This window comes from Oceanobacillus luteolus, from assembly GCF_023715655.1.
Taxonomy (GTDB): domain Bacteria; phylum Bacillota; class Bacilli; order Bacillales; family Amphibacillaceae; genus Oceanobacillus; species Oceanobacillus luteolus.
Genome location: NZ_JAMBON010000018.1, coordinates 31,840 through 52,445 on the forward strand (window position 1 = coordinate 31,840; position 20,606 = coordinate 52,445).

General features: G+C 42.1%; 16 protein-coding genes. 5 read left to right on the plus strand and 11 right to left on the minus strand.

The window, feature by feature from the left end; genetic code table 11:
* Window positions 1-8: 8 nt before the first annotated feature.
* The 8 genes from M3210_RS11635 to M3210_RS11670 form a co-directional block, all read right to left on the minus strand.
* The gene (locus M3210_RS11635) at window positions 9-791 is read right to left on the minus strand and encodes an enoyl-CoA hydratase/isomerase family protein (protein WP_251514530.1); all 783 of its coding nucleotides are present in this window, start codon (window positions 789-791) and stop codon (window positions 9-11) included.
* 11 nt (window positions 792-802) lie between these two features.
* Window positions 803-1,648 (minus strand): 3-hydroxyacyl-CoA dehydrogenase, encoded by an 846-nt coding sequence (locus M3210_RS11640; RefSeq protein ID WP_251514532.1) that lies wholly within the window; start codon window positions 1,646-1,648, stop codon window positions 803-805.
* 98 nt (window positions 1,649-1,746) lie between these two features.
* Entirely contained in the window at window positions 1,747-3,705 is a 1,959-nt protein-coding gene (locus M3210_RS11645) for a TRAP transporter permease (RefSeq protein ID WP_251514535.1), read from the minus strand.
* Between the two features lie 41 nt (window positions 3,706-3,746).
* Window positions 3,747-4,817 carry a TAXI family TRAP transporter solute-binding subunit gene (locus M3210_RS11650; RefSeq protein ID WP_251514537.1) on the minus strand — a complete coding sequence of 357 codons (1,071 nt, stop codon included), beginning with the start codon at window positions 4,815-4,817 and terminating at the stop codon, window positions 3,747-3,749.
* Between the two features lie 51 nt (window positions 4,818-4,868).
* Window positions 4,869-5,519: a 3-oxoacid CoA-transferase subunit B gene (locus M3210_RS11655; protein WP_251514539.1), complete on the minus strand. Its 651-nt coding sequence runs from the start codon at window positions 5,517-5,519 to the stop codon at window positions 4,869-4,871.
* Window positions 5,503-6,195 carry a CoA transferase subunit A gene (locus M3210_RS11660; RefSeq protein WP_432806985.1) on the minus strand — a complete coding sequence of 231 codons (693 nt, stop codon included), beginning with the start codon at window positions 6,193-6,195 and terminating at the stop codon, window positions 5,503-5,505. Before M3210_RS11660 ends, M3210_RS11655 begins: the two co-directional genes overlap by 17 nt.
* Before the next feature lie 328 nt (window positions 6,196-6,523).
* Window positions 6,524-7,474: a hydroxyacid dehydrogenase gene (locus M3210_RS11665; protein ID WP_251514543.1), complete on the minus strand. Its 951-nt coding sequence runs from the start codon at window positions 7,472-7,474 to the stop codon at window positions 6,524-6,526.
* 152 nt (window positions 7,475-7,626) lie between these two features.
* Entirely contained in the window at window positions 7,627-8,037 is a 411-nt protein-coding gene (locus M3210_RS11670) for an acyl-CoA thioesterase (RefSeq protein WP_251514545.1), read from the minus strand.
* Between the two features lie 199 nt (window positions 8,038-8,236).
* Here M3210_RS11670 and M3210_RS11675 point away from each other — a divergent pair, with 199 nt between their 5' ends.
* Both M3210_RS11675 and M3210_RS11680 read left to right on the plus strand, forming a co-directional pair.
* Window positions 8,237-9,376 carry an acyl-CoA dehydrogenase family protein gene (locus M3210_RS11675; protein WP_251514548.1) on the plus strand — a complete coding sequence of 380 codons (1,140 nt, stop codon included), beginning with the start codon at window positions 8,237-8,239 and terminating at the stop codon, window positions 9,374-9,376.
* 85 nt (window positions 9,377-9,461) lie between these two features.
* Entirely contained in the window at window positions 9,462-10,511 is a 1,050-nt protein-coding gene (locus M3210_RS11680; protein WP_251514550.1) for an FUSC family protein, read from the plus strand.
* 44 nt (window positions 10,512-10,555) lie between these two features.
* Here the strand turns inward: M3210_RS11680 and M3210_RS11685 are convergent, their stop codons facing one another.
* Window positions 10,556-11,173 (minus strand): flavodoxin family protein, encoded by a 618-nt coding sequence (locus M3210_RS11685; RefSeq protein ID WP_251514552.1) that lies wholly within the window; start codon window positions 11,171-11,173, stop codon window positions 10,556-10,558.
* Window positions 11,174-11,389: 216 nt separating this feature from the next.
* Between M3210_RS11685 and M3210_RS11690 the strand changes: the two genes are divergently transcribed.
* Window positions 11,390-12,328: an agmatinase family protein gene (locus M3210_RS11690; protein ID WP_251514554.1), complete on the plus strand. Its 939-nt coding sequence runs from the start codon at window positions 11,390-11,392 to the stop codon at window positions 12,326-12,328.
* A gap of 61 nt (window positions 12,329-12,389) precedes the next feature.
* Window positions 12,390-13,646, plus strand: coding sequence for an Nramp family divalent metal transporter (locus M3210_RS11695; RefSeq protein ID WP_251514555.1), 1,257 nt, complete (start codon window positions 12,390-12,392; stop codon window positions 13,644-13,646).
* A gap of 59 nt (window positions 13,647-13,705) precedes the next feature.
* Here the strand turns inward: M3210_RS11695 and M3210_RS11700 are convergent, their stop codons facing one another.
* On the minus strand, window positions 13,706-14,110 hold the full coding sequence (locus tag M3210_RS11700; protein ID WP_251514556.1) for a VanZ family protein: 405 nt from the start codon (window positions 14,108-14,110) through the stop codon (window positions 13,706-13,708).
* A 368-nt stretch (window positions 14,111-14,478) separates the two neighbouring features.
* On the opposite strand from M3210_RS11700, the gene M3210_RS11705 reads away from it, so the two are divergent.
* Window positions 14,479-14,724 (plus strand): alpha/beta-type small acid-soluble spore protein, encoded by a 246-nt coding sequence (locus M3210_RS11705; protein ID WP_251514557.1) that lies wholly within the window; start codon window positions 14,479-14,481, stop codon window positions 14,722-14,724.
* A 108-nt stretch (window positions 14,725-14,832) separates the two neighbouring features.
* Here M3210_RS11705 and M3210_RS11710 read toward each other — a convergent pair whose 3' ends face one another.
* The gene (locus M3210_RS11710) at window positions 14,833-19,983 is read right to left on the minus strand and encodes a S8 family serine peptidase (RefSeq protein ID WP_251514558.1); all 5,151 of its coding nucleotides are present in this window, start codon (window positions 19,981-19,983) and stop codon (window positions 14,833-14,835) included.
* Window positions 19,984-20,606: the final 623 nt, after the last annotated feature.

Here is a 20,606-nt window from a genome sequence, read left to right on the forward strand (position 1 = left end):
CTATCTCCTTATCTATTTTTAAATTCCGCTTGTCTCTTCTCTAGAAATGCAAGCGTTCCTTCTTGTTTATCCTCTGTTCCAAACACTACAGCTTGGGAAAGCTTTTCAATCCATAACGCAGTATCTTCATCAATGTCGTAACCTTTATGAACAGCACGTTTGGCAAGCATGACTGCAACAGGCCCCTTTTTCAATACCGCAGATGCCACTTCAACAATTTTATCCTGCAACGTTTCCTCATCTACATAATAGGAAACAAGACCGATCCGTTCCGCTTCTTCTCCGTCAATAATCTTTCCTGTTAAAATCATATCCAGCGCCCGGCCTTTTCCAACAATACGTGCGAGGCGTTGGGTTCCACCTGCAGCTGGAACAATTCCCAGGTTAAGTTCGGGAAGGCCAAATTTGGCATTTTTCGTAGCGATGCGAATATCACATGCCATCGCCAACTCACAGCCTCCGCCGAGTGCATATCCGCGAACTGCAGCGATGGTAACTTTCGTGCTATTTTCAATTTTGCTATATAGTCCTTGCATTCCAGGCACCAATGCTTCCAATGGCTTCCTTTCATGCAACTGGCGGATATCTGCTCCGGCTGCGAATGATTTTTCACCCGCTCCTTGAATGACAATCACTTGAACCGCAGGGTCCACTTCAGCCGCTGTGATTGCTTCGTCGATTTCACGCAGCATGTTGGCATCTAGGGCATTCCTTGCTTCTGGACGATTGAGAGTCAACCAAAAAATTCCATCCTCTACTTTTACCTCGACATTTTCATATGAAGTAACCACAATCTTCCTCCTTAACTGTAATCATAAAATCCGCGACCCGACTTCCTTCCTAAGCGACCTGCTTTTACATATTTCACCAATAGCGGTGATGGACGATATTTCTCTCCTAATGTGGCATGCAAATACTCCATGTTTCGAAGTCTTGTATCCAGTCCAACTAGATCCGCCAGCTCCAGAGGTCCCATCGGATGATTCAATCCGAGCTTCATCGCTTTATCGATATCCTCCGCAGAAGCAACACCTTCCATTAGTAGATTCATTGCTTCATTACCGATCAGGCAATTCATCCGGGAAGTAACGAAACCAGGGAACTCATTCACTTCCACGGTCGTTTTATTAATCTTCTCAGCTGTTTCTTTCACGAACTCCACTGTTTCATCGGATGTTTCCAATCCACGGATGACTTCAATCAGCTTCATTTTATGCACCGGATTAAAGAAATGCATAGCTACTACTTTATCCGGTCTTGAAGTCTGTGCTCCGATTTCCGTCGGACTCATCGTCGATGTATTGGATGCAAGAATCGTTTCAGGTGGACAAATTTCATCCAGTTTTTTAAATACATCAATCTTTATATCCATTTTCTCGAGTACAGCTTCAACGACCAATTCTGCGTTTTCCGCTGCAGTGTTTAAATTGGAATCAAAAACTAGATTGTCTTTGGCAGATTGATAGACTTCCTCCGTTAAGTACCCTCTTTGTAGACTGCCATCCAACAGGTTATAAATATCATTCTTTGCTCTTTCTAAAATCTCATCGCTAATATCATTGACATACACGCTATAACCACTAATTGCAAAAGCATAAGCGATTCCTTTTCCCATGACGCCAGAACCGACAACGGTAACTTTACTCATGTAATCATCCTTTTTGACTTTAGTTTTATATGAATCTGCTGAGTGTTCATTTACTTAAATTGTAAGAGGGATGCACCCAGCTACTATATTCACTTAGTTCACGTTTCATTCTGCAATAATTCTTTACGATAAAAACGTTGTAGAGTATAAACGCCAGCAAGAACAACAAGCCCAATCAGATCCGTAAACAAGCCTGGTACAACCATTAAGATGGAACCTACTAGCAGGATGAGCCGTTCATACCAAAACGCATGTCTTAGCAGCCATCCTTCCACAGCTGCAGCTACACCAATGATACCGATGATTGCTGTAATTGTAGCCACGATGATTTCCAATGGACTTCCTACCAATAATAGAACTTCTCCATATACGAAAATAAACGGTACGATAAAGGCAGCAATTCCAAGCTTCACTGCTGACATACTTGTTTTCATCGGATCTGCCCCGGCTATTCCAGCTGCAGCAAATGATGCCAATGCTACTGGTGGTGTAATTGCTGAGACAGATGCAAAATAGAATACGAAGAAATGGGCTGCAAGTGGTGAAACACCTAGTTCAATCAAAGCTGGAATGGTTAACGGAACTTGCACAATATATGCAGCAACTGTCGGCAGCCCCATCCCTAAGATGATACTTGTAATCATGGTAAGAATTAGTGTAATAAATAGTACTCCACCAGACACGCTGATGATAAGACTGCTAAATTGAAGTCCGATACCAGTAAAGCCGATAACTCCAATAATCAAACCAGCAGCTGCACAAGCAATAGCCGTTTCTAAGGAGGCTCTAGCACCAAGATCAAGTGCTTTGACGACTGATTTCATATCCATTTTTGCCACTCGATTGATTAATGCAACTAAAATGGTAGCCCCGATAGCGAATAGACCTGCTCTCATTGGAGATGTCCCTGTACTAAGCATGACGACAATTACGATGAGTGGCAGAAAGAAAATAAATCCTTTTTTAAATACGTCCCACGTCCGTGGCAATTCATTCTTATTCAGCCCATGTAAACCTGTTCGCTTTGCACGCAGATCTACCTGCATAAACACACTGACATAGTATAGGAGCGCTGGGATAATGGCCGCGAGAGCGATTTCAATATATGGAACACCTAAGTAACTGGCAATGATAAAAGCGGATGCGCCCATGATCGGCGGTGTTATTTGTCCCCCTGTGGAAGCAACGGATTCAACCGCACCTGCAAAATGTCCTTTATACCCTGTCTTTTTCATCATCGGGATGGTGAAGGCACCTGTTGTAACCGTGTTGGCAACCGCACTTCCTGAAATCGTCCCCATGATGGCACTAGCTAAAACAGCAACCTTTGCTGGGCCACCCCGATATTTCCCCATTCCAGCTACAGATAAATCTATAAAGAACTGGCCTGCTCCGGAAACTTCCAAAAATTTCCCAAATAAGATGAACAGAAAGATAAATGTAGCAGATACTCCGAGAGGGGTACTGAAAACCCCTGATGTCGTATAATACAAATGGTCAATAATCCACTCCATGGTGAACCCGCCATGGGATATTGCGCCAGGCAAGACCTGCCCAAAGAATCCATACACTAAAAAGATTAGGATAATGATAACGAGAGCGTTTCCTACTACCCTTCTCGTTGCCTCAATCAACACTATTCCTGCTACAATACCTAATAATATTTGCAGCCAAGAAAGTGGTTCAATATACGTCATTCTTGCTGATATATCCACGGCATTGAAGACAAAATAACTGTAAACAACACCAGAAACTCCGATAAACAACCAATCATACCAAGGAATACTTTCTGATTTGGCCGCCTTTGCCGCTGGTTTATAAATTGCAAAGACGAGCATCAGGGCAAATCCAAGGTGAGCAGATCGCTGCATAATGGATTCAAAAATACCAAACAACGCGGTATATAAATGAAATAGCGACATGGCGATGGCTAGGAGGGAAATAATCAAGCCTGCCTTCCCTTTTAATGGACGCAGTTTTCCCGCCTTATTACCGTCATCATCATATTCATCTGACTTTTTCTCTTCTAGTTCGACCTGTTGCTTTAGGCTCTCCATGTTTTCACTCTCCTTTACCCCAGTGAATCACTTCTTTTGTTTTATTCCATAGCTCCAACTTCTTTGTAGTATCGAATGGCGCCAGGATGCATTTCACCAACGTTGTTTTCTACGGAGTATTCCGCGTCAAAGTCATTCAGTGTAGCGGAGAGTGTTTTCCATGCTTCATTATTTTCCACTACAAGTTTCGTCAAATTATACACATCTTCTTCCGGCATCGTGTCATTATTTACGAGTAATACAGTATACGGAGCCACTGTTTCAACATCTTCTTCCTGCTTCGGATACGTACCTGCTTCAATCGTATATGGAACATAACCAGGATTATCTTCATACAGCCCATCGATGATTTCTTGATCAAGTGAGATTAATCGGATTCCGACCGTCGTGTCCATCTCCTGCCAAGTAGCAGCCGGTGCAGCTAAATTTCCAACCCAAGCATCAATATGGCGGTCTCGCATTAAATCTGCTGCTGCTTCTGTACCGGTATATTCAATCCCATCCAAATCATCATAAGACATGCCAACAAGATCTAATATTTTCTGAAAAGCAATTTCTCCACTATAACCTTTAATTCCAGGGCTCACTTTTTTCCCTTTTAAATCTTCAACCGAATATATATCGGAATCGGCCCGGACCACAATCTGAACAGGGTTCGGATATAGTGTTGCGACAGTACTGAAGTTATCAATCACTTCTTCAAATTCACCCGTACCATTATTCGCTTCCGAAATAGCTTCACCATTGGTAAATGCAATATCAAATGTTCCATTGCCAAGTCCTAAAATATTTGCAGTTGATCCGCCTTCTACGATTGAAACCGCTGAATCCGGGAAGATTTCGTTCATCTTATCACTCATCGCACCTGCAAGTGTGTACCAGACACCACCTACTGTAGCAGCACCAAATCCAATTGTGTCTGGAGTAGTTAAGTTACCTTCAGCATCCGCTTCGCCCGCACTATCTCCATCATCACAAGCGACTAAAGCAATCATCAGTATTGAAACGATAAACAAGGTAAGATATTTCTTCATCTTCTCTGACTCTCCTTTTTTTTCATGACTATTTGTATTGCTGAAATACCAGTACGACAATCGCTCCGTCCCACTCACAATGTTACCTCCAATATAAAACGCTTTCATTTCAGTGATAAGTTTGTGCTATCATCTATTAACTACTGAATCTTGATAAGTAAACGGAGCTCCTGTTATCTCTTGTAATTCCTCCAAGCTCAAGTCGGATAGTTGCTCGACCAGCTCAGCGCCATTCTCTGTAAACTTGAATACTGCATGTTCCGTAATCAGCATATCGGCTCTACCATTTCCGCTTGTTGGAAATGTCAGCTTCTCTACAAGTTTCGGCTTACCATCTTTTGCTTGGTGCATAGATGCAACTATGATTCGTTTTGCTCCAGCGACTAAGTCCATTGCGCCTCCAACACCTAAAATATCTTTTCCTGGAATCGCCCAGTTGGCAATTTCTCCATACTGATCAATTTGCAGAACTCCCAACACCGCAACATCAATATGACCACCACGTATCATGACGAAGGAATCGGAACTGTCAAAGATGGATGCACCTACATCCAATGTGACTGGGTGTTTACTCGCACTGATTAAATCCATGTTGACGTTCTCCTCATCTGGCGTGGGACCCATACCAAGGATGCCGTTTTCCGACTGCAGTTCCACTTTTTTATCCCCTAAGTAATCAGGAATCAATGTCGGAATTCCAACCCCAAGATTGACCGTATCCCCATCTGATAATTCTTGTGCTACCCGCTTTGCAATCTTAATTCTACTCTCCAGCGACAACGTATCTCCCACCAATCTTCACATAATTATTCATGACCAAATAATCTACATAGACATGCGGCGTGACGATTTCATAAGGACTCAATTCTCCCACTTCAACAATTTCATCAACCTCTGCAATAACGGTTTTGCCCGCAGTAGCCATGACGTGGTTGAAATTTCTTCCTGTATAATCATAGACAAGGTTACCTTTCGTATCCGCTTTCAAAGCTTTAATTAAAGAAACATCCCCCTTAATTGCCCTTTCCAAGATATAAGTCTCACCGTCAAATTCTTTTTCTTCTTTTCCTTCCGCAAGTTTCGTTCCGGCCGCTGTTTTTGTATAGAAACCGGCAATCCCTGCTCCGCCACAACGAATGCGTTCAGCTAGTGTCCCTTGTGGTACCAGTTCAATCTCCAAATTTCCTTTGGACCACTCGTTTACTGCATCACGATTGGATGTAAAATATGAACCGACTGCCTTTTTCAGGCAACCTGTGTGCAGAAGGATACCAAGACCCTTATCCTTCTCACCTAGATTATTACTCACTACAGTTAAATCTTTCTTCCCTAAAGTGGCCAATTCATCGATCAACGTGAATGGAGTTCCTGAAAGTCCAAACCCGCCGACAAGCAATGTATCACCATCGTTTATCAAATTCGATAGTTCAGAGCGTTTAATTACTTTACTCAACAATCTTCCTCCCCTCACACTCATAGAAAGCAGAAATAATACTTAAAGCACAGCGAAAGCTATTAATTATTCCATTTTACGGAATCTTCATTCTGCATTCTGTTAGACATATTATATTTAAAGGATTATCAAAAGTCAATGATTTTTAAATTTTTTATTAATTTAAATTACACCCTAATTTTAAAACCATAATGAAGTCGCTGTTTATTTACTTTCTTTCGATGAAACAGGGATAAAAATGACTAAAGGAGGTAAATTCGTATTAAATATAAAAGACCCACCTTCCTCATTCGTTAGGAAGACGGGTCATATATAGTATTTTATAAAGGCTTTAATTCACCACACAAAGAGATTGACCAACATGGAGCACCCTATCCACCTCTTCGGCAATCAACATCGCTGTACGTGACTGAGCTTCCACGGTCAAACCAGCAATATGTGGAGATAGTCGGATCCCTTCCACCTTAAGTAGCGGGGAATCAATTTGTACAGGTTCCTTCTCTAGGACATCCAGATAAGCACCTGCAATTTCCTTAGCTTCAACTGCTGCTGCCAAGTCCCCTTCATGCACAATTCCACCCCTAGCCGAATTAATGATATAGGCATGGTCTTTCATCGATCGCATATTATCACGATTGATCAGATGTCTCGTTCCATTCGTAAGTGGCACATGAACCGAAATGAAATCAGACGTCTTCAACAGTTCCTCTAGGTCGACTTGTTTAATTCCAGTCTCCTGGACAACATGGTCAAACGGAGCAACAAAAGGGTCGAAACCGATTACATTCATGCCGAATGCTTTAGCACGTTTGGCAACACGATGGGCAATCTCCCCCATACCGACGAGACCAAGCGTCCGATTATTTAATTCATAGCCAGTAAATAGCTTGCGATTCCAATTCCCTTCCCGTACATCCGCATCGGCTGCTTGTAATGGACGTGATGCATCAAGCATTGCCGCCATCACATATTCAGCCACAGATGTTGCATTGGCATTTCTTGCAGATACTACAGGGATATTTCGCTCTCTTGCACCTTTTAAGTCAATATTATCTAGTCCGACACCGAGACGTCCGATAACTTGTACTTTTTCCGCTGCATTTAAAAATTCCGTATCCACCTTCGTTTCGTTTCTCACAATCACCGCATCATATGCTGGAAGCAAGCCTAACAATTCTTCCCGTTTTCGGCTCAACTCCATATCATAATCCACGCTATACCCCTTATTTCTTAAAGCCTCGATTCCATCATCCCACATTAATTCCGTCACAAGAATTTTCATGGTTTTCTTCCCCCTTTGTATAAAAGCCCTCTTACGTAAATTTCATTGTCTAATTATAGTGTTTGTTTTTTAATTTTGCAATAATATATTATTATGGTTTTATTCTGATATTTTATTTTACAAAAATTTACTTGATTAAACAGAGGATGCTTTTAACCATTTCGTACCTCTCTAAAGTTACGGGCGATTTCTTGAATAACCGGTCTGCTTTTTCTTGTAGTAAAATCAATCATGACCTTTGTGACTTCTGCTTCACAAATGATTTCATTTTCTTGATTGATGATTTTTTGTTGAAATACAAAACTAGTGTTACCTAGTTTTTTTGGAGTTGTGATTACCCGCAACACATCATGAAGCAGTGCTTCTTTTTTATAAAGAATATCCATTCTTAGAACGACCGTACCTAGATTAGCCTGATGAAAATCTTCATACGAATACCCTGCATTTTTTATGTACCAGGCTTCTCTTCCGTGCTCCAAATAATTCAAATACACACTATTATTGACATGGTTCAACCCGTCAATATCCTCTTCACTTACTATGATCTGTTTTTCTGCATCCATCAAAACCCCTCCATTGGTTTTAGATTAAACATAATCGAACGTTCTATCGTAGTCAAGCTCAGTTATGGAATATTTAGAAAATAAGATATAATAAGTTCAAAGAGGAGCATACCTAAATTGAATTTACCTGCAAATAATGAAATAATATAGTTATAAATCCGACTAGATACATAAGGATTACAGGGATGGAGGGGTAACAATGAAAATTACGGAACTACAAACGAAGGAAGAGCGGGCAGAGTTGCTCAATGAGACGGTAAAATCTTTTAAAGAACGCGCTCAAGAACACGATGAGAACTTGACTTTTCCTTTTGAAAACTTCAAAGAATTAAAGGAAATAGGCTATCCTGCTCTTACACTTCCTAAAGAATATGGTGGAGCAGGGATTTCTCTTACTGAAATGCTTCACTTACAGGCAATTATCGGAAAGGCTGATGGATCAACCGCTCTTTCCATTGGATGGCATATGGGCATTATTAAACACCTAGGTGAAAATAAATCATGGGACGAAGAAACGTTCCAAAGAGTGGCAAAAGATGTAGTAGAAAATGGAGCCTTGCTAAATAATGCAGCATCAGAACCGGCTACCGGCAGTCCGACACGTGGAGGTAAACCGGAAACGTACGCGAAAGAAACGGAAAATGGTTGGATCATCAACGGAAGAAAAACATTCACAACCCTTGCTCCGATCCTAGACTATTTTGTCGTCAGTGCATCGATTGACGGGACCGATGACGTCGGTAATTTCCTGATCCAACGGGATCTGACAGGTGTGAGCATTGATGAAACTTGGGATAGTATCGCTATGAGAGGAACAGGCAGTCATGATCTTGTTCTTGAAAATGTTCATGTAGAAAAAGATGCGTTGGTAGAGTATCGTAAACCGAAGAAAGAAGCGGCCGGATGGCTCTTGCACATCCCAGCTTGCTACCTCGGCATCGCTCTGGCTGCTCAAGAATACGCCAATCATTTCGCACGGACCTATTCACCGAATAGCATGGATAAGTCAAAAACGATTTCAGACTTTCCTAATGTGAAACAAAAAATGGGAGAAATGGAGTTGTCTGTTCTAGAAGCAAAACATTTCCTCTTTTCAGTCGCGAGAAAATGGGATGAAGCCGATGATGAAACAAGACAAACAATGGGATCAGAACTTGGTGCCGTGAAATTATCTGTCGTCAATAAAGCAATCCACATTGTCGACTTGGCGATGCGGATTACCGGTGCACGCAGCCTGTCACAAGCTAATCCGTTGCAACGCTATTACCGTGATGTACGTGCAGGACTTCATAATCCACCGATGGATGATATGACGATCATGAATTTGGCGAGCGGCTGACCCCACAAAAGTACTGTGGGGTCTTTTCCCTTCGGATAAATGATACAATACTTTTATATCCATTAAACAGAAAGGGTCATGACAAGTGAAAAAACGATTAGGTGGAAGCCGAATCATTAAAACAGGCTTAGCAGTATTATTGACAGCTTGGGTTTGCGAATTAATTGGTTGGCCACCTGTCTTCGCAGTAATTACAGCGATTGTAACGATCGAACCAACTGTTTCAGACTCCATCAAGAAGGGGATTGTACGTTTTCCAGCTTCAGCAATCGGTTCAGCCTATGCCGTCATATTTATCTCCTTATTCGGCAATTCCCCTATCACCTATACGTTAGCAGCTGTTCTTACTATAGCCACTTGCTTTAAATTAAACCTTCACGCCGGATTACTTGTAGCAACCTTGACATCTGTAGCGATGGTTGAAGTAATACATGAGCATTTATTTATTGCCTTTTTGATTCGATTAGGTACGACGACCATTGGACTTGTTATTTCAACCGCAGTCAATATGTTTATCCTACCTCCAGATTACAGAGAGGACATTTTTACTAACATCGGAAAAATTACGAATCATACTGCCTACCTGATAAATAAGATATACTCAGACAGTATAAGTGTAAATAAAGCCAATAGGACAAAATCATCTACATTGCTCATTAAATTGGAAAAAAAGCTTAACAACACCCTTAGACTGATTCAGTTTCAAAAGGACGAGCTAAAATATCACCCTTTAGTGGCTAGTGAAGAAAAGTTATTTCTTCAACTGGAGGAACAGGCAAAATTACTGCAAAAGATGCACGGTCGCCTGGAGTACTTACTTCATCATCCAATGGATGACTTAAATTGGAATGAGGAAGAAAAAGAATTGATTCATACCGTTGTACAGGAACTGGCAGACAGTTTACAAGACAAACGTAGATTTGATTTATCCATACATCTTGAAAATAAGCAAAAAATCACTTCTAGATTTTGGCAAGACCGTACGAATTTCATGAAAAATACGGAAAGTCACTCAACAACCATTCAGCCTGAAATAATCCTTCTATACGAACTATCAACGCTATTCAACTTAGTGGAACGATTTTTAAAAGAAGATAGGGATAACTCAAAAGAGCCAGAACGGATGATGACATAAATCAACCGTCTTGGCTCTTTACGTATTTGGGGATTCACTCCACTCTATTCACTTACATTTCCCTCAGCTGGAATAGGTGTTTCTGCTAAGATTCTTGCCATGTGAACAAGATTATGGCTTGCTGTTTTTGCGTTCTGCTGTGTAAATTCATTTTCTTGTCCATTTGCTTCGATATAAGAAGCTCCAGGTCCTGCTTCGCCCACCCAATAAGCAAGCGGATTAGGCGGTAACGTGAAGCCATAATGTCCTAAACTGAAGAGTATATCTCTAGCCGCATGTTTGGCACCATCTTCATTTCCAGTCACTACTACACCAGCAACTTTATTATAGTAAATAGGTTGTCCTTTTTCATTCGTCTCCGAACCCGATCCACTAATTCGTTCCATGACCATTTTAGCCACACTCGCTTTTTCTCCAAGCCATATTGGCGTTCCAACAAGCAGAATATCTGCCTGCTTAATTTTGTCAGCAATAAGCGGCCACTCATCACCCTCTCCCATATCTGCCTCTACGCCAAAAGCTACATTGTAATCAACCACTCGGACCGTTTCTGATTCCACTCCATTTTGGTCAAAGACCTGAATGAATTCCTCTAATAATGCATCTGTATTGGATGTCTCAGTAGATTTCTTTAATGAACAGTTTAAGATTAAAGCTTTCACGAAAACACTCCTTTTTTATCTTTGATATATAGGTCCTGTTCCCTGTTTTACTGAAATATAATCTTATTTCACTATGTCGCTTGATAATACAGGATGAAATACTTGTATGACACGCTCAATTCCACGTTTCATTCTCCATACATAAGGGAATCACCTGCAGTATAGACATTTATATAGCAACTTATCAATTAATGACAAGAAAGGATTGGATTCATTTTGAGTAAATATCTTTATGGGAACACACCGACTTTTCTCGGCGCAAAGAATCTATCTGCTGGAGAGTCTCTAGAAGATGTGGATGCTGTAGTTTACGGAGTGCCTTGGGAAGGTGCCGTCACTTGGGGTGATTATACAGGATGCGAACTAGGGCCAAAAGTCATGCGTTTGACATCTGGAAGATATAGCGGCTATTTGCCGGAACTTGACCATATTGACGTATTTGAACATGTGAAGCTTGGAGATGTCGGAGATGTGGATGTCGTTCCAGCAGATGTCGAGGAAACGATGAAGAGAATTACTGATTTTACGAGCAAGCTTTGGCAAAGCGACAAATTTCTAATCGGCCTCGGTGGTGACCATGGAATCACATTTCCGATCGTAAGAGCACTGGCAGAACAAGGTAAAAAGGTCGGTATCCTTCACCTGGATGCACATTACGACAACCTCCCCTCACATAATGGAGATCAATATGCACGTTGCAGTCCTTTCGCCCGTTTGTACGAACAAGAAGGTGTGCGCAACGAAAGCATCATCCATACAGGTATTCATGGACCAAGAAATCTTCCTGAAGCCGGAAGAAATGCACGGGATGCAGGTGCGGTCACAGTGACGATTAATGATATCCGTAAGCAAGATGATCTGGCGAAGTATGCCCGTGAACTATACGCAATGGCTAGCAAAGATGTCGACTGTGTCTACTTAAGCATTTGCAGTGATGTATTGGACTTTGCTTTTAATCCCGGTGGTCCTGTCGACGGCAACGGATTAACCTCTTATGAGCTTGTGACACTTGTTCATGAAATCTGTAAGCAGGGTGTCATCGGCATGGACTTTGTAGAAGTATACCCACAGCAGGATAACAACCAAAATTCTGCCCACTTTGTTTCTACAGTTATTTTATATGCCTTGGCAGGGTGGATCCATTCGAAAAAGTGATAAAGATGAGTAGAACGCATAGAGATAAAAGTAAGACATGTAATAAATTGGAGGAAATTTTATGGCATTGACCAAAAGCGAGGAAAATACAGAACCACAGAAAAGAACGTGGAAAGACAGGCTGAAAGTCATTGGACCCGGGGCAATCGTTACTGCGTCCTTCATTGGTCCAGGAACGGTCACCACTGCGACTAGGGCCGGTGCATCATTTGGTTTTGCATTATTATGGGCGATACTTTTTTCCATTATCGCCACAATTATACTACAGGAAATGACGGCAAGACTCGGAATCATCTCGCGCAAAGGACTTGGTGATGCGGTCCGCGAACAATTCGTAAATCCCATACTTAAATACGGTTCCATGTGGCTCGTCATCATTGCAATCAGTATAGGATGTGCCGCTTACATGGCCGGTGACCTGCTCGGCACTTCACTAGGCATTTCGACATTAACCGGTATTTCACCAAACATACTTGGACCAATAGTAGGGGTCATCCTTTTGATTCTAGGCCTTTCCGGCAGTTATAGACTGATTGAGAAATTAATGATTGTACTTATTGTCACTATGTGTCTTACCTTTATCACTACGATGTTTATGACAAAGCCAGACTTAGGAGAATTATTCCAAGGTGCATTTATGCCTAACATCCCTGCTGGATCAATCATTATGATTATTGCACTAATCGGGACAACAGTCGTTCCCTATAATTTATTCCTGCATGCTTCCAATGTTCAAGAACGTTGGAACAAGCCCTCAGATTTAAGAGATTCACGTTGGGACACCATCATTTCCATTAGTGTCGGAGGATTGATTACTGCAGCAATCATCATCACTGCGGGCGCTACGATTAAAGGTCTGGAAATAAAAAGTGCCGCAGACCTTTCATTACAGCTCGAACCAATATTGGGTGAATGGGCACTTGTTTTCATGAGTATCGGGTTGTTTGCAGCCGGATTCTCTTCCGCGCTTGCCGCACCACTTGGAGCAGCAATGACAGTGAGCAGTGTGTTAAAATGGGGCAACAACATGAAAGATAAACGTTTCAAAATTGTATTCGTAATCATCATTTCAATTGGTATTATCGGTTCGGCACTGAACCTGAATCCACTTAGCGTCCTGCTTTTTGCTCAAGCATTGAACGGAATTCTACTTCCGGTCATTGCGATCATGCTGCTTATCATCATGAATAATAAAAAATTCCTCGGTAACTATACCAATACTTTAAGGGCTAATATTTTCGGAGGAATTGTGGCACTGATTTGTACGGGATTAGGTATCTACAGCTTAGTGGATGCGATTCAATCGTTTCTTAGTTAATATGTGAATCAAAAAAGCTAGAACAGGTGGATGTTGCTATCCAGATGTTCTAGCATTTTTTACTTTCCTACCATACTTGATGGGATTCGATGATATAGCGGCGATAACAAGACATGCAAAATAATATAGCTGACAATACCAGCAACATTTGCAGCAACATCAATTAATTCTGCACCACGGCCGAAGAATGGCTGTATGAACTCGATCAGTAGTCCATACGTAAATGTTAGAAGGAATACTATTACGAACTTCTTAGTCACTTGCCGCAGCAAGGACGCCAATACGAAAAACAACAGGAAGTGACCTGTAAATTCAATGTTGCTGAATTCTCCATGTAAGAAATTAGACCAGCTTGGATTTGGATGAAACTGGAAATGTACATCTCCCGAAAATACGGCAAAAGCTGGGGTGGAACAAAGCATCAAGAATATAGCAATCATCCATATCAAAATTACGAATACCATAGGTCTTCCCTCTCTAATCATGTTTATCCGGTTTCCATGAATGATATAAACTTTATCTTATTTAAGGGCTCATAGCAAGGGCGGGAACTTCCTGTGAAGATGGGTGAGGTGGTAAGGTGAGCGCCTACGGAGCTGGAGTGAGCGAATTTATTATAGGTCCGAGCGGGTTTCAATTGAGGGCGAGCGCCTTTTTATAGTCTGTGAGCGGAATTCACGTAATGACGAGCGCTTTTCCCATAAAAGTGAGCGGATATTTAGGAATATGAGCGCGTTCACTAGGATAGTGAGCGGGCTTATCTTACCTTATCAAGAAAGAATCCGTGTAATTCGAAACAAACCGGAAATCCTATATATAAGGAGGCGAAGATATGGGCAAGAAAGAATTAAACCAATTTAAAAATAACGTCATGAAAGCAAAGGGGTATAATGTGAACAGCGAGAAACCTGATGACGTTAAATACGAGGTTGCCAAAGAGCAAGGAATCCCCTTGCAGGAAGGCTACAATGGACATCTAACTTCCGAGCAAGCGGGAAAAGTTGGTGGCCCGATAGGAGGAAACATGGTAAAGGAAATGGTAAGAATGGCACAGGAACAGATGAGACAGAAAAAATGAATCTTTTATGTATAGAGTTCCCCACTTGAGAATTTACCCTTTCGCTTAACTATAAATAAAGGAGTACAAGGACATAGTCCCCTGTACTCCCTCATTATTCTTAGATACTTATTCTACGTTCAAATACAACTTACCTTCTGCTTGCTCCCTTGTTGTATTCTTAAAGTCATCAACCACTTTGACTTCGATGACCGCTCCATCAGCAACAACATTGCTTGTCGCTGTGTAGAATCCTACATAGTTACCAGGAGATGTTTCCATCATCGGCAGCTCTGTAACATTCCTCGCAATGCCAAGATTCGTCAATGGCATGTGGATAGAGAAGGTTGCACGTAATCCTGGTTCACTTTGGAACTCGATTTTAACTGATTGACCTGCTTGTAGTTCTACATCTTCAGTCGGTGTCAAGTTCGTAATTTCAGGTGCAGTGTACTTGGCAAACACAGTTACTTCCTGAGTCGTCTCATTACCGGCCAAGTCAGTTGCCACAACCTCAATCACGTTTTCACCTTCATCCAAAATGATCCGTTGAGAGAATGAACCATCTTCAGAAACAGTTGTTGTGCGGCCGTTTACCGTCACTTTATCAAGGTTGGCATCTTCCACTGTACCTTCGACCGTTGTCGTTTCCCGATTGGTCTTCTCACCATCTTTTGGACTAGTAACCACCAATTCTGGTGCTTCGGTATCCAGGGTTACCGTTACTGTTTCCGAGTTTGCAGCGTCTTCGCCATCAATATACGTTACTGCGACGAATTCGTTTGCTCCCTCTTCCAGCTCTGTGTCTATTGCAAAGCTTCCATCTGTTTCAACTTCGACAGAATCGATAACCTCACCATTTTGCTGGACTTCAAGCGTGGTTTCCGGAGAAGCTGTTCCTTCTACCGTAACTTCCGCTTCATTTGTCACTGTTCCGTCCGCAGGTGATGTGATAACTGGATCATCAACACCATAAGCTACACGGGCACGAATCATATAGTTACCTTCTGATGCAGGAGATGGTGACCAGCTTCCTCCAACACCTTGATAGCTTCTCCCCGCATTTTGACTGCTTTCATCTGTCGCTAGACCAGGGACGTTAGGATTTGCCTGAGTTTGTACGTAAACCATAAAGAAGTCCCCATCCACTTGGATACTTTCTTCTCTCAAGTCCACGACCGTCCACTCATTTAGATCCCGAATTGCTTCTGCTTCAATTGGACCAGCCAATTTCTCAGCAGGCATACCGTCTTCTCCAGCAGACCAGACTTCAACTGCAAATGGTGTATCTCCCGGTATCGGCCAATCTGTACCATGGAACTGGAACACACCATCCGTTACAAGCGCTGTATCCCTGCCTTCAGGAAGAGACATTTTCACAGCCCATTTGTTTCCTGCATCGTAAAATGCACGAGCGTTTTCAGCTGTTCCATCATCATAATAAATCTCGCCGCCTGGTACGGTGTAGAATGGCTCCAGCTCAATATCGAGTGAAACGTCACCACTCAGGTCGACTTCAACTTCTTTAGATTGATAGTCTCTTGCAACAACTTTCAGTGTATACGTTCCCTCGTAACCGGTTAATTCATAGTTACCGTCTTCATCCGTTACGACAGGTTCCACATTCGCATCTTCCGCTAAAAGAACTGTAGCTCCTTCGATTGGATTACCAGTACGTTCGTTGGTAATTGTTCCACTTACCGTTCCTTGTGGAAGTTCATCCAATACAAAGTTGGCAGTGACACTTTCATCTGCTGTCACTTCAACATTTTGTTCTTCTGAAGCAAAACCGTAAGCCTCTGCTACAACTGTGAACTCACCAGCTGCATGCATTAACCGGTAAGAACCATCTTGTGGGTTTGTGCTGACCGAACGATTCGTTTCCAGCACACTCACTTGAGCAGCAAGTGGAATGCCACTTGATTCTTCTGCAGTTTGCTCACCATCTTTTGCTGAAGCAGAATCAGCATCTTTTCCTGAGGATTTAGATGGCTTTTCAGCGCCTAGGGACGCTTTCTTTTCTGCTTCTTTCTCCGCTTCCTTCTTCTCTAGTTCGTCTTTTGTTTCAGTTGGTAAATACTTAGCAATTTCTTCAGGCGTCATGTTCGTCGTTTCGCCTTCTGAAGTATCGGTTAATGCAACATCATCGATATACCAGCCCGGTCTTACTACACTTCCATCAGAGTAAGCATAGAAACCGATATAAACTTGCTGACCTGCATATGCTGATAAATCAATGTTTGCATCCTGCCAAGTTTCTTCAATGCCGCCAAATAGTTGAAGCTCTGTCCATTCCTCTAAATCAGTGGAAATGACTACTTGACCATAATCCCAGTCTCTTCCAGTAGAAGAGGAGCGTTCAAAGTTATGCCAGCTCTTGAATTGTAAATAAGATTCTCCTTCAGGCAAGCTGATTGCCGGCATTAACAAGGTTGCATCCATTCTTGACGGATAATTTGCATCAAGATCTGTAGCATATACATTTTCACCGGATACTGCTTCACCTGGTCCAGAGGTTGGTACTCCTCTTTCCCATACATCGTTTTCCCCGAATGACGTCCAGCCGACAGCTGTATCTTCAAAGTCTTCGGAGTATCCGACTGTAATTGGATCCGCGAGCGTTACAACATATTCCGGAGTTTCCACTTCATTTCCAGCATAGTCACTCACTGTCCATTTGTACGTGAACTCGTCCCCTGTAATAAATTCACTTGGAACAGTTACCGAGAACAAGCCATGTGTCGCATTATCTTCAACAAGTTCTGTTTCAAGGTCTTGGAATTCACCATTATCATCTAGATAATGTAGTACCGCGTCACCAATCAACAAGTCATCATAGACATCGATGCTTAAACGTAGTGGCATACCCTCATACGTTTCAACAGGTGACTCATGTTCAAAGGTTGGTGCTACATCATCATCGGCATATTGAGATACATCTGTTAACGTGACATCATCAATATACCAGCCCGGTCTATGAACACTACCATCGGAATGCGTGTAATAAGCAAGATAGATACGCTCTCCTACGTAGTCACGTAAGTCCACTTCCACACTGGACCAGTAATCTTCAATCCCATAGAAGTTGCGGATTGGCTCCCAGTTTTCCATGTCAGTGGAAATGACCAACTGACCATAATCATAGTTCGTACCTGACGAACTTTGCTCAAAATTATGCCAGCTCTTCAGTTGCAGAAAGGCATCCCCATCTTCCGGCATATCAATAGGCGGCATAACTAATTCCGCACGCATATTACCGGTATAGTTATCAGCCAGATTCGTGGCATAGACATTTTCTCCAGAAACTGCTTCACCTGGACCTGAGGTTGGTGCGCCCCATTCCCAAACGTTATTCGTTCCAGTTTTCAACCAGCCAACCGGCTCGTTATTGCCTTCGAAATCTTCAGAGTAACCAATTGTAATACCGGACATAACGTTGACAGTATATTCTTCTGTTGTCACTGTATTATTTCCGAAGTCATTGATGACGAAAGTGTATGTGAATGTCCCTTCTTCAATCGCTTCACCTGGCACAGTGACGGAATACTCACCAGAACGGAAGTCACCAGCCGTACGTGTTGCTTCTAAAACTTCATCACCATAGTGAAGTTCTACCGAAGTGACGCTCACATCATCTGAAACCTGAATCGTTAAATCTAAATCCAATTGGGAATACGTTTCTGCAGGTGCTTCATGCTCATACGTCGGAGGAGTTGTATCCTCTCCATCCTTCGTAACCTGCCCTTCAATGGTTCCTAATCCGGAGATTACAGAAGAAACTGCAGCAAATGCATCGACAATTCCATGCCCGTAACCGTTATTCGGGGACTCTGGGAATTGATCGTCGGTTCCTGCAGCCGAATCAGCTGTTTCCATCAGTACTTCTTCTATCGTATCCACGTCAAGACCTGCATTCGCTGACCTCAACAAGGCAACTGTTCCGGCAACTGCTGGTGATGCCATTGAAGTACCGTTGTACGCAGCATAACCGCCACCCGGAACTGAGGAACGAACTCCTTGACCTGGAGCTGCGATATCCGGTTTGATTTCATCATATGGTGATGGACCTAATAAGGAGAAAGTGGCCCGTTCATCATTGGAATTCGTCGCACCGACTGCAAAAGATTCTGGATAGTTTGCCGGCACAGCTACTGATCCCGGTCCACCTGGATTGGACAATGTCGTATTTCCAGCTGCAAAAGCAGGGAAAATATCTGACGCTCTCCATGCAGTTACTGCATCACGATACCACTCATTCAGACCTGGTCCGCCACCCCAAGAGTTGTTCACCACATCTGGTGCTTTCGTTACGTCACCGCCTGGAGCTAAAATCCACTCTGCCGCAGCAAGTAAATCCCTGTCATAAGCTCCCAATGGCGTAAATGCTTGAACAGAAATCCACTTCGCACCTGGCGCAACACCCACTTGGTTGGAACCGTCTGGCTCACTACCTACCATCGTTCCAGTTACGTGTGTTCCATGACCGTCATCGTCATACGGTACATCTCGTCCATTTACTGGATCAAAGAAACTGTACGTATGATCAACTTCGCCGGTAGCTGGGTCATATCCTCGATATTTATCGCGAAGTGCCGGATGTTGCCAATCAACACCAGTATCGATACTCGCAACAACCGCTCCTTGACCGTCAACACCCATATCCCAAACTGCCGGTGCGCCGATGCGCTCGATACTCCATTCGACGGATGCTGTTTCATTTTGCGGAGCTTCTTCTATATCTACCGTACGAATCAACTCACGCTTTTCGTTTGGAAGGATCTTTTCTACTTCTTGGAAAGAAGCAACTTTTTCTGCAACTTCTTTTGTCGCTGTAACAGCTATACCATTAACGATAAAATACGGTTGAACATCTTCTGCTTGTCCATTCTGTTCTGCTTCTTCAAGGTAATCCAACACATTTTGTTGGGACTCCAATGCAGTCTGCTTCAATGCAGAAATAACGGCAGATCGCTGTGCATGTTCCTGATTCATTGCCGAAAGATTTGCTTTTTGTGCACTCACTTTAGCTTCTTCGGCAACCTTCATCGTATCAGTCGTCTCTTTAAACTTAATTAAAAACGTTACCCTCTCTTCTTTTTCCAACTCTTTTTGTAAGCTATTGCTCACTTTGTTCTCTACGTTAACGTTGGAGTCGTTTAGAGAGTGACTAATCTTTCCGTTCGACTGTGCAAAGGTCAAGCCTGGAGTAAATAATGTAAAAATCATGATGATGGACGCGAAAATACTAAATGCACGAGCCTGTCTTTGTTTTTTCCTCAAGATTCATCCTTCCTCTCATTTTTTTGTTTTCTAAATTTAAACTCCTGCCCCCCTTTTATCTACTTGTAAACCTACTGCCTCAGTCTAGTTGTTAACATAACTATAGTAGAATGAGAGAAAAGATAAAGGCGATTCTTGTCGAAAAAAACTCTTGTTTTTGTAATTGATAGATTAGTAATGAGTTTTCCTAGTTTTGTTCATAGGTAGAAACCCTGTTTTAATCGATCAAAGATACAAGATTCCCTTAAAATATAACTTTTCTACTATTTCTTTATAAGCAGCCGAATGACCTGTTTCTAAAAATAATGATATTTACTCATTCAATTAACGAAAAAAACGCTATACTTTCTCAACACATGAAATAGGGGACTTATGAACTATTAAGATGCATCCGAAAGGAGTACTTCATTTTCAGATAACATGAGGTAATATAGGCAAAAGACTCATGTGAAAGGAGGCCGAAATTTCCATTAATTTCTATTACTTGATTTCATTTCTACTCAGACTTAAAAAGTGAAGCTTGTTATATGAATATATTATCCATACAAGTTACTAGCTTAACCTGTAATTGACAATGAAAAGTAACCCGTAGAATGATATATATTCGTACTTATATTTTTCTA

Excerpts from the sequence above, each read along its gene's own strand:
- M3210_RS11675 (WP_251514548.1), top strand. The coding sequence starts at position 8,237 with ATGAAAATTACGGAACTACAAACGAAGGAAGAGCGGGCAGAGTTGCTC.
- M3210_RS11645 (WP_251514535.1), bottom strand. The coding sequence starts at position 3,705 with ATGGAGAGCCTAAAGCAACAGGTCGAACTAGAAGAGAAAAAGTCAGAT.
- M3210_RS11640 (WP_251514532.1), bottom strand. The coding sequence starts at position 1,648 with ATGAGTAAAGTTACCGTTGTCGGTTCTGGCGTCATGGGAAAAGGAATC.
- M3210_RS11665 (WP_251514543.1), bottom strand. The coding sequence starts at position 7,474 with ATGAAAATTCTTGTGACGGAATTAATGTGGGATGATGGAATCGAGGCT.
- M3210_RS11670 (WP_251514545.1), bottom strand. The coding sequence starts at position 8,037 with ATGGATGCAGAAAAACAGATCATAGTAAGTGAAGAGGATATTGACGGG.
- M3210_RS11695 (WP_251514555.1), top strand. The coding sequence starts at position 12,390 with ATGGCATTGACCAAAAGCGAGGAAAATACAGAACCACAGAAAAGAACG.
- M3210_RS11705 (WP_251514557.1), top strand. The coding sequence starts at position 14,479 with ATGGGCAAGAAAGAATTAAACCAATTTAAAAATAACGTCATGAAAGCA.
- M3210_RS11700 (WP_251514556.1), bottom strand. The coding sequence starts at position 14,110 with ATGGTATTCGTAATTTTGATATGGATGATTGCTATATTCTTGATGCTT.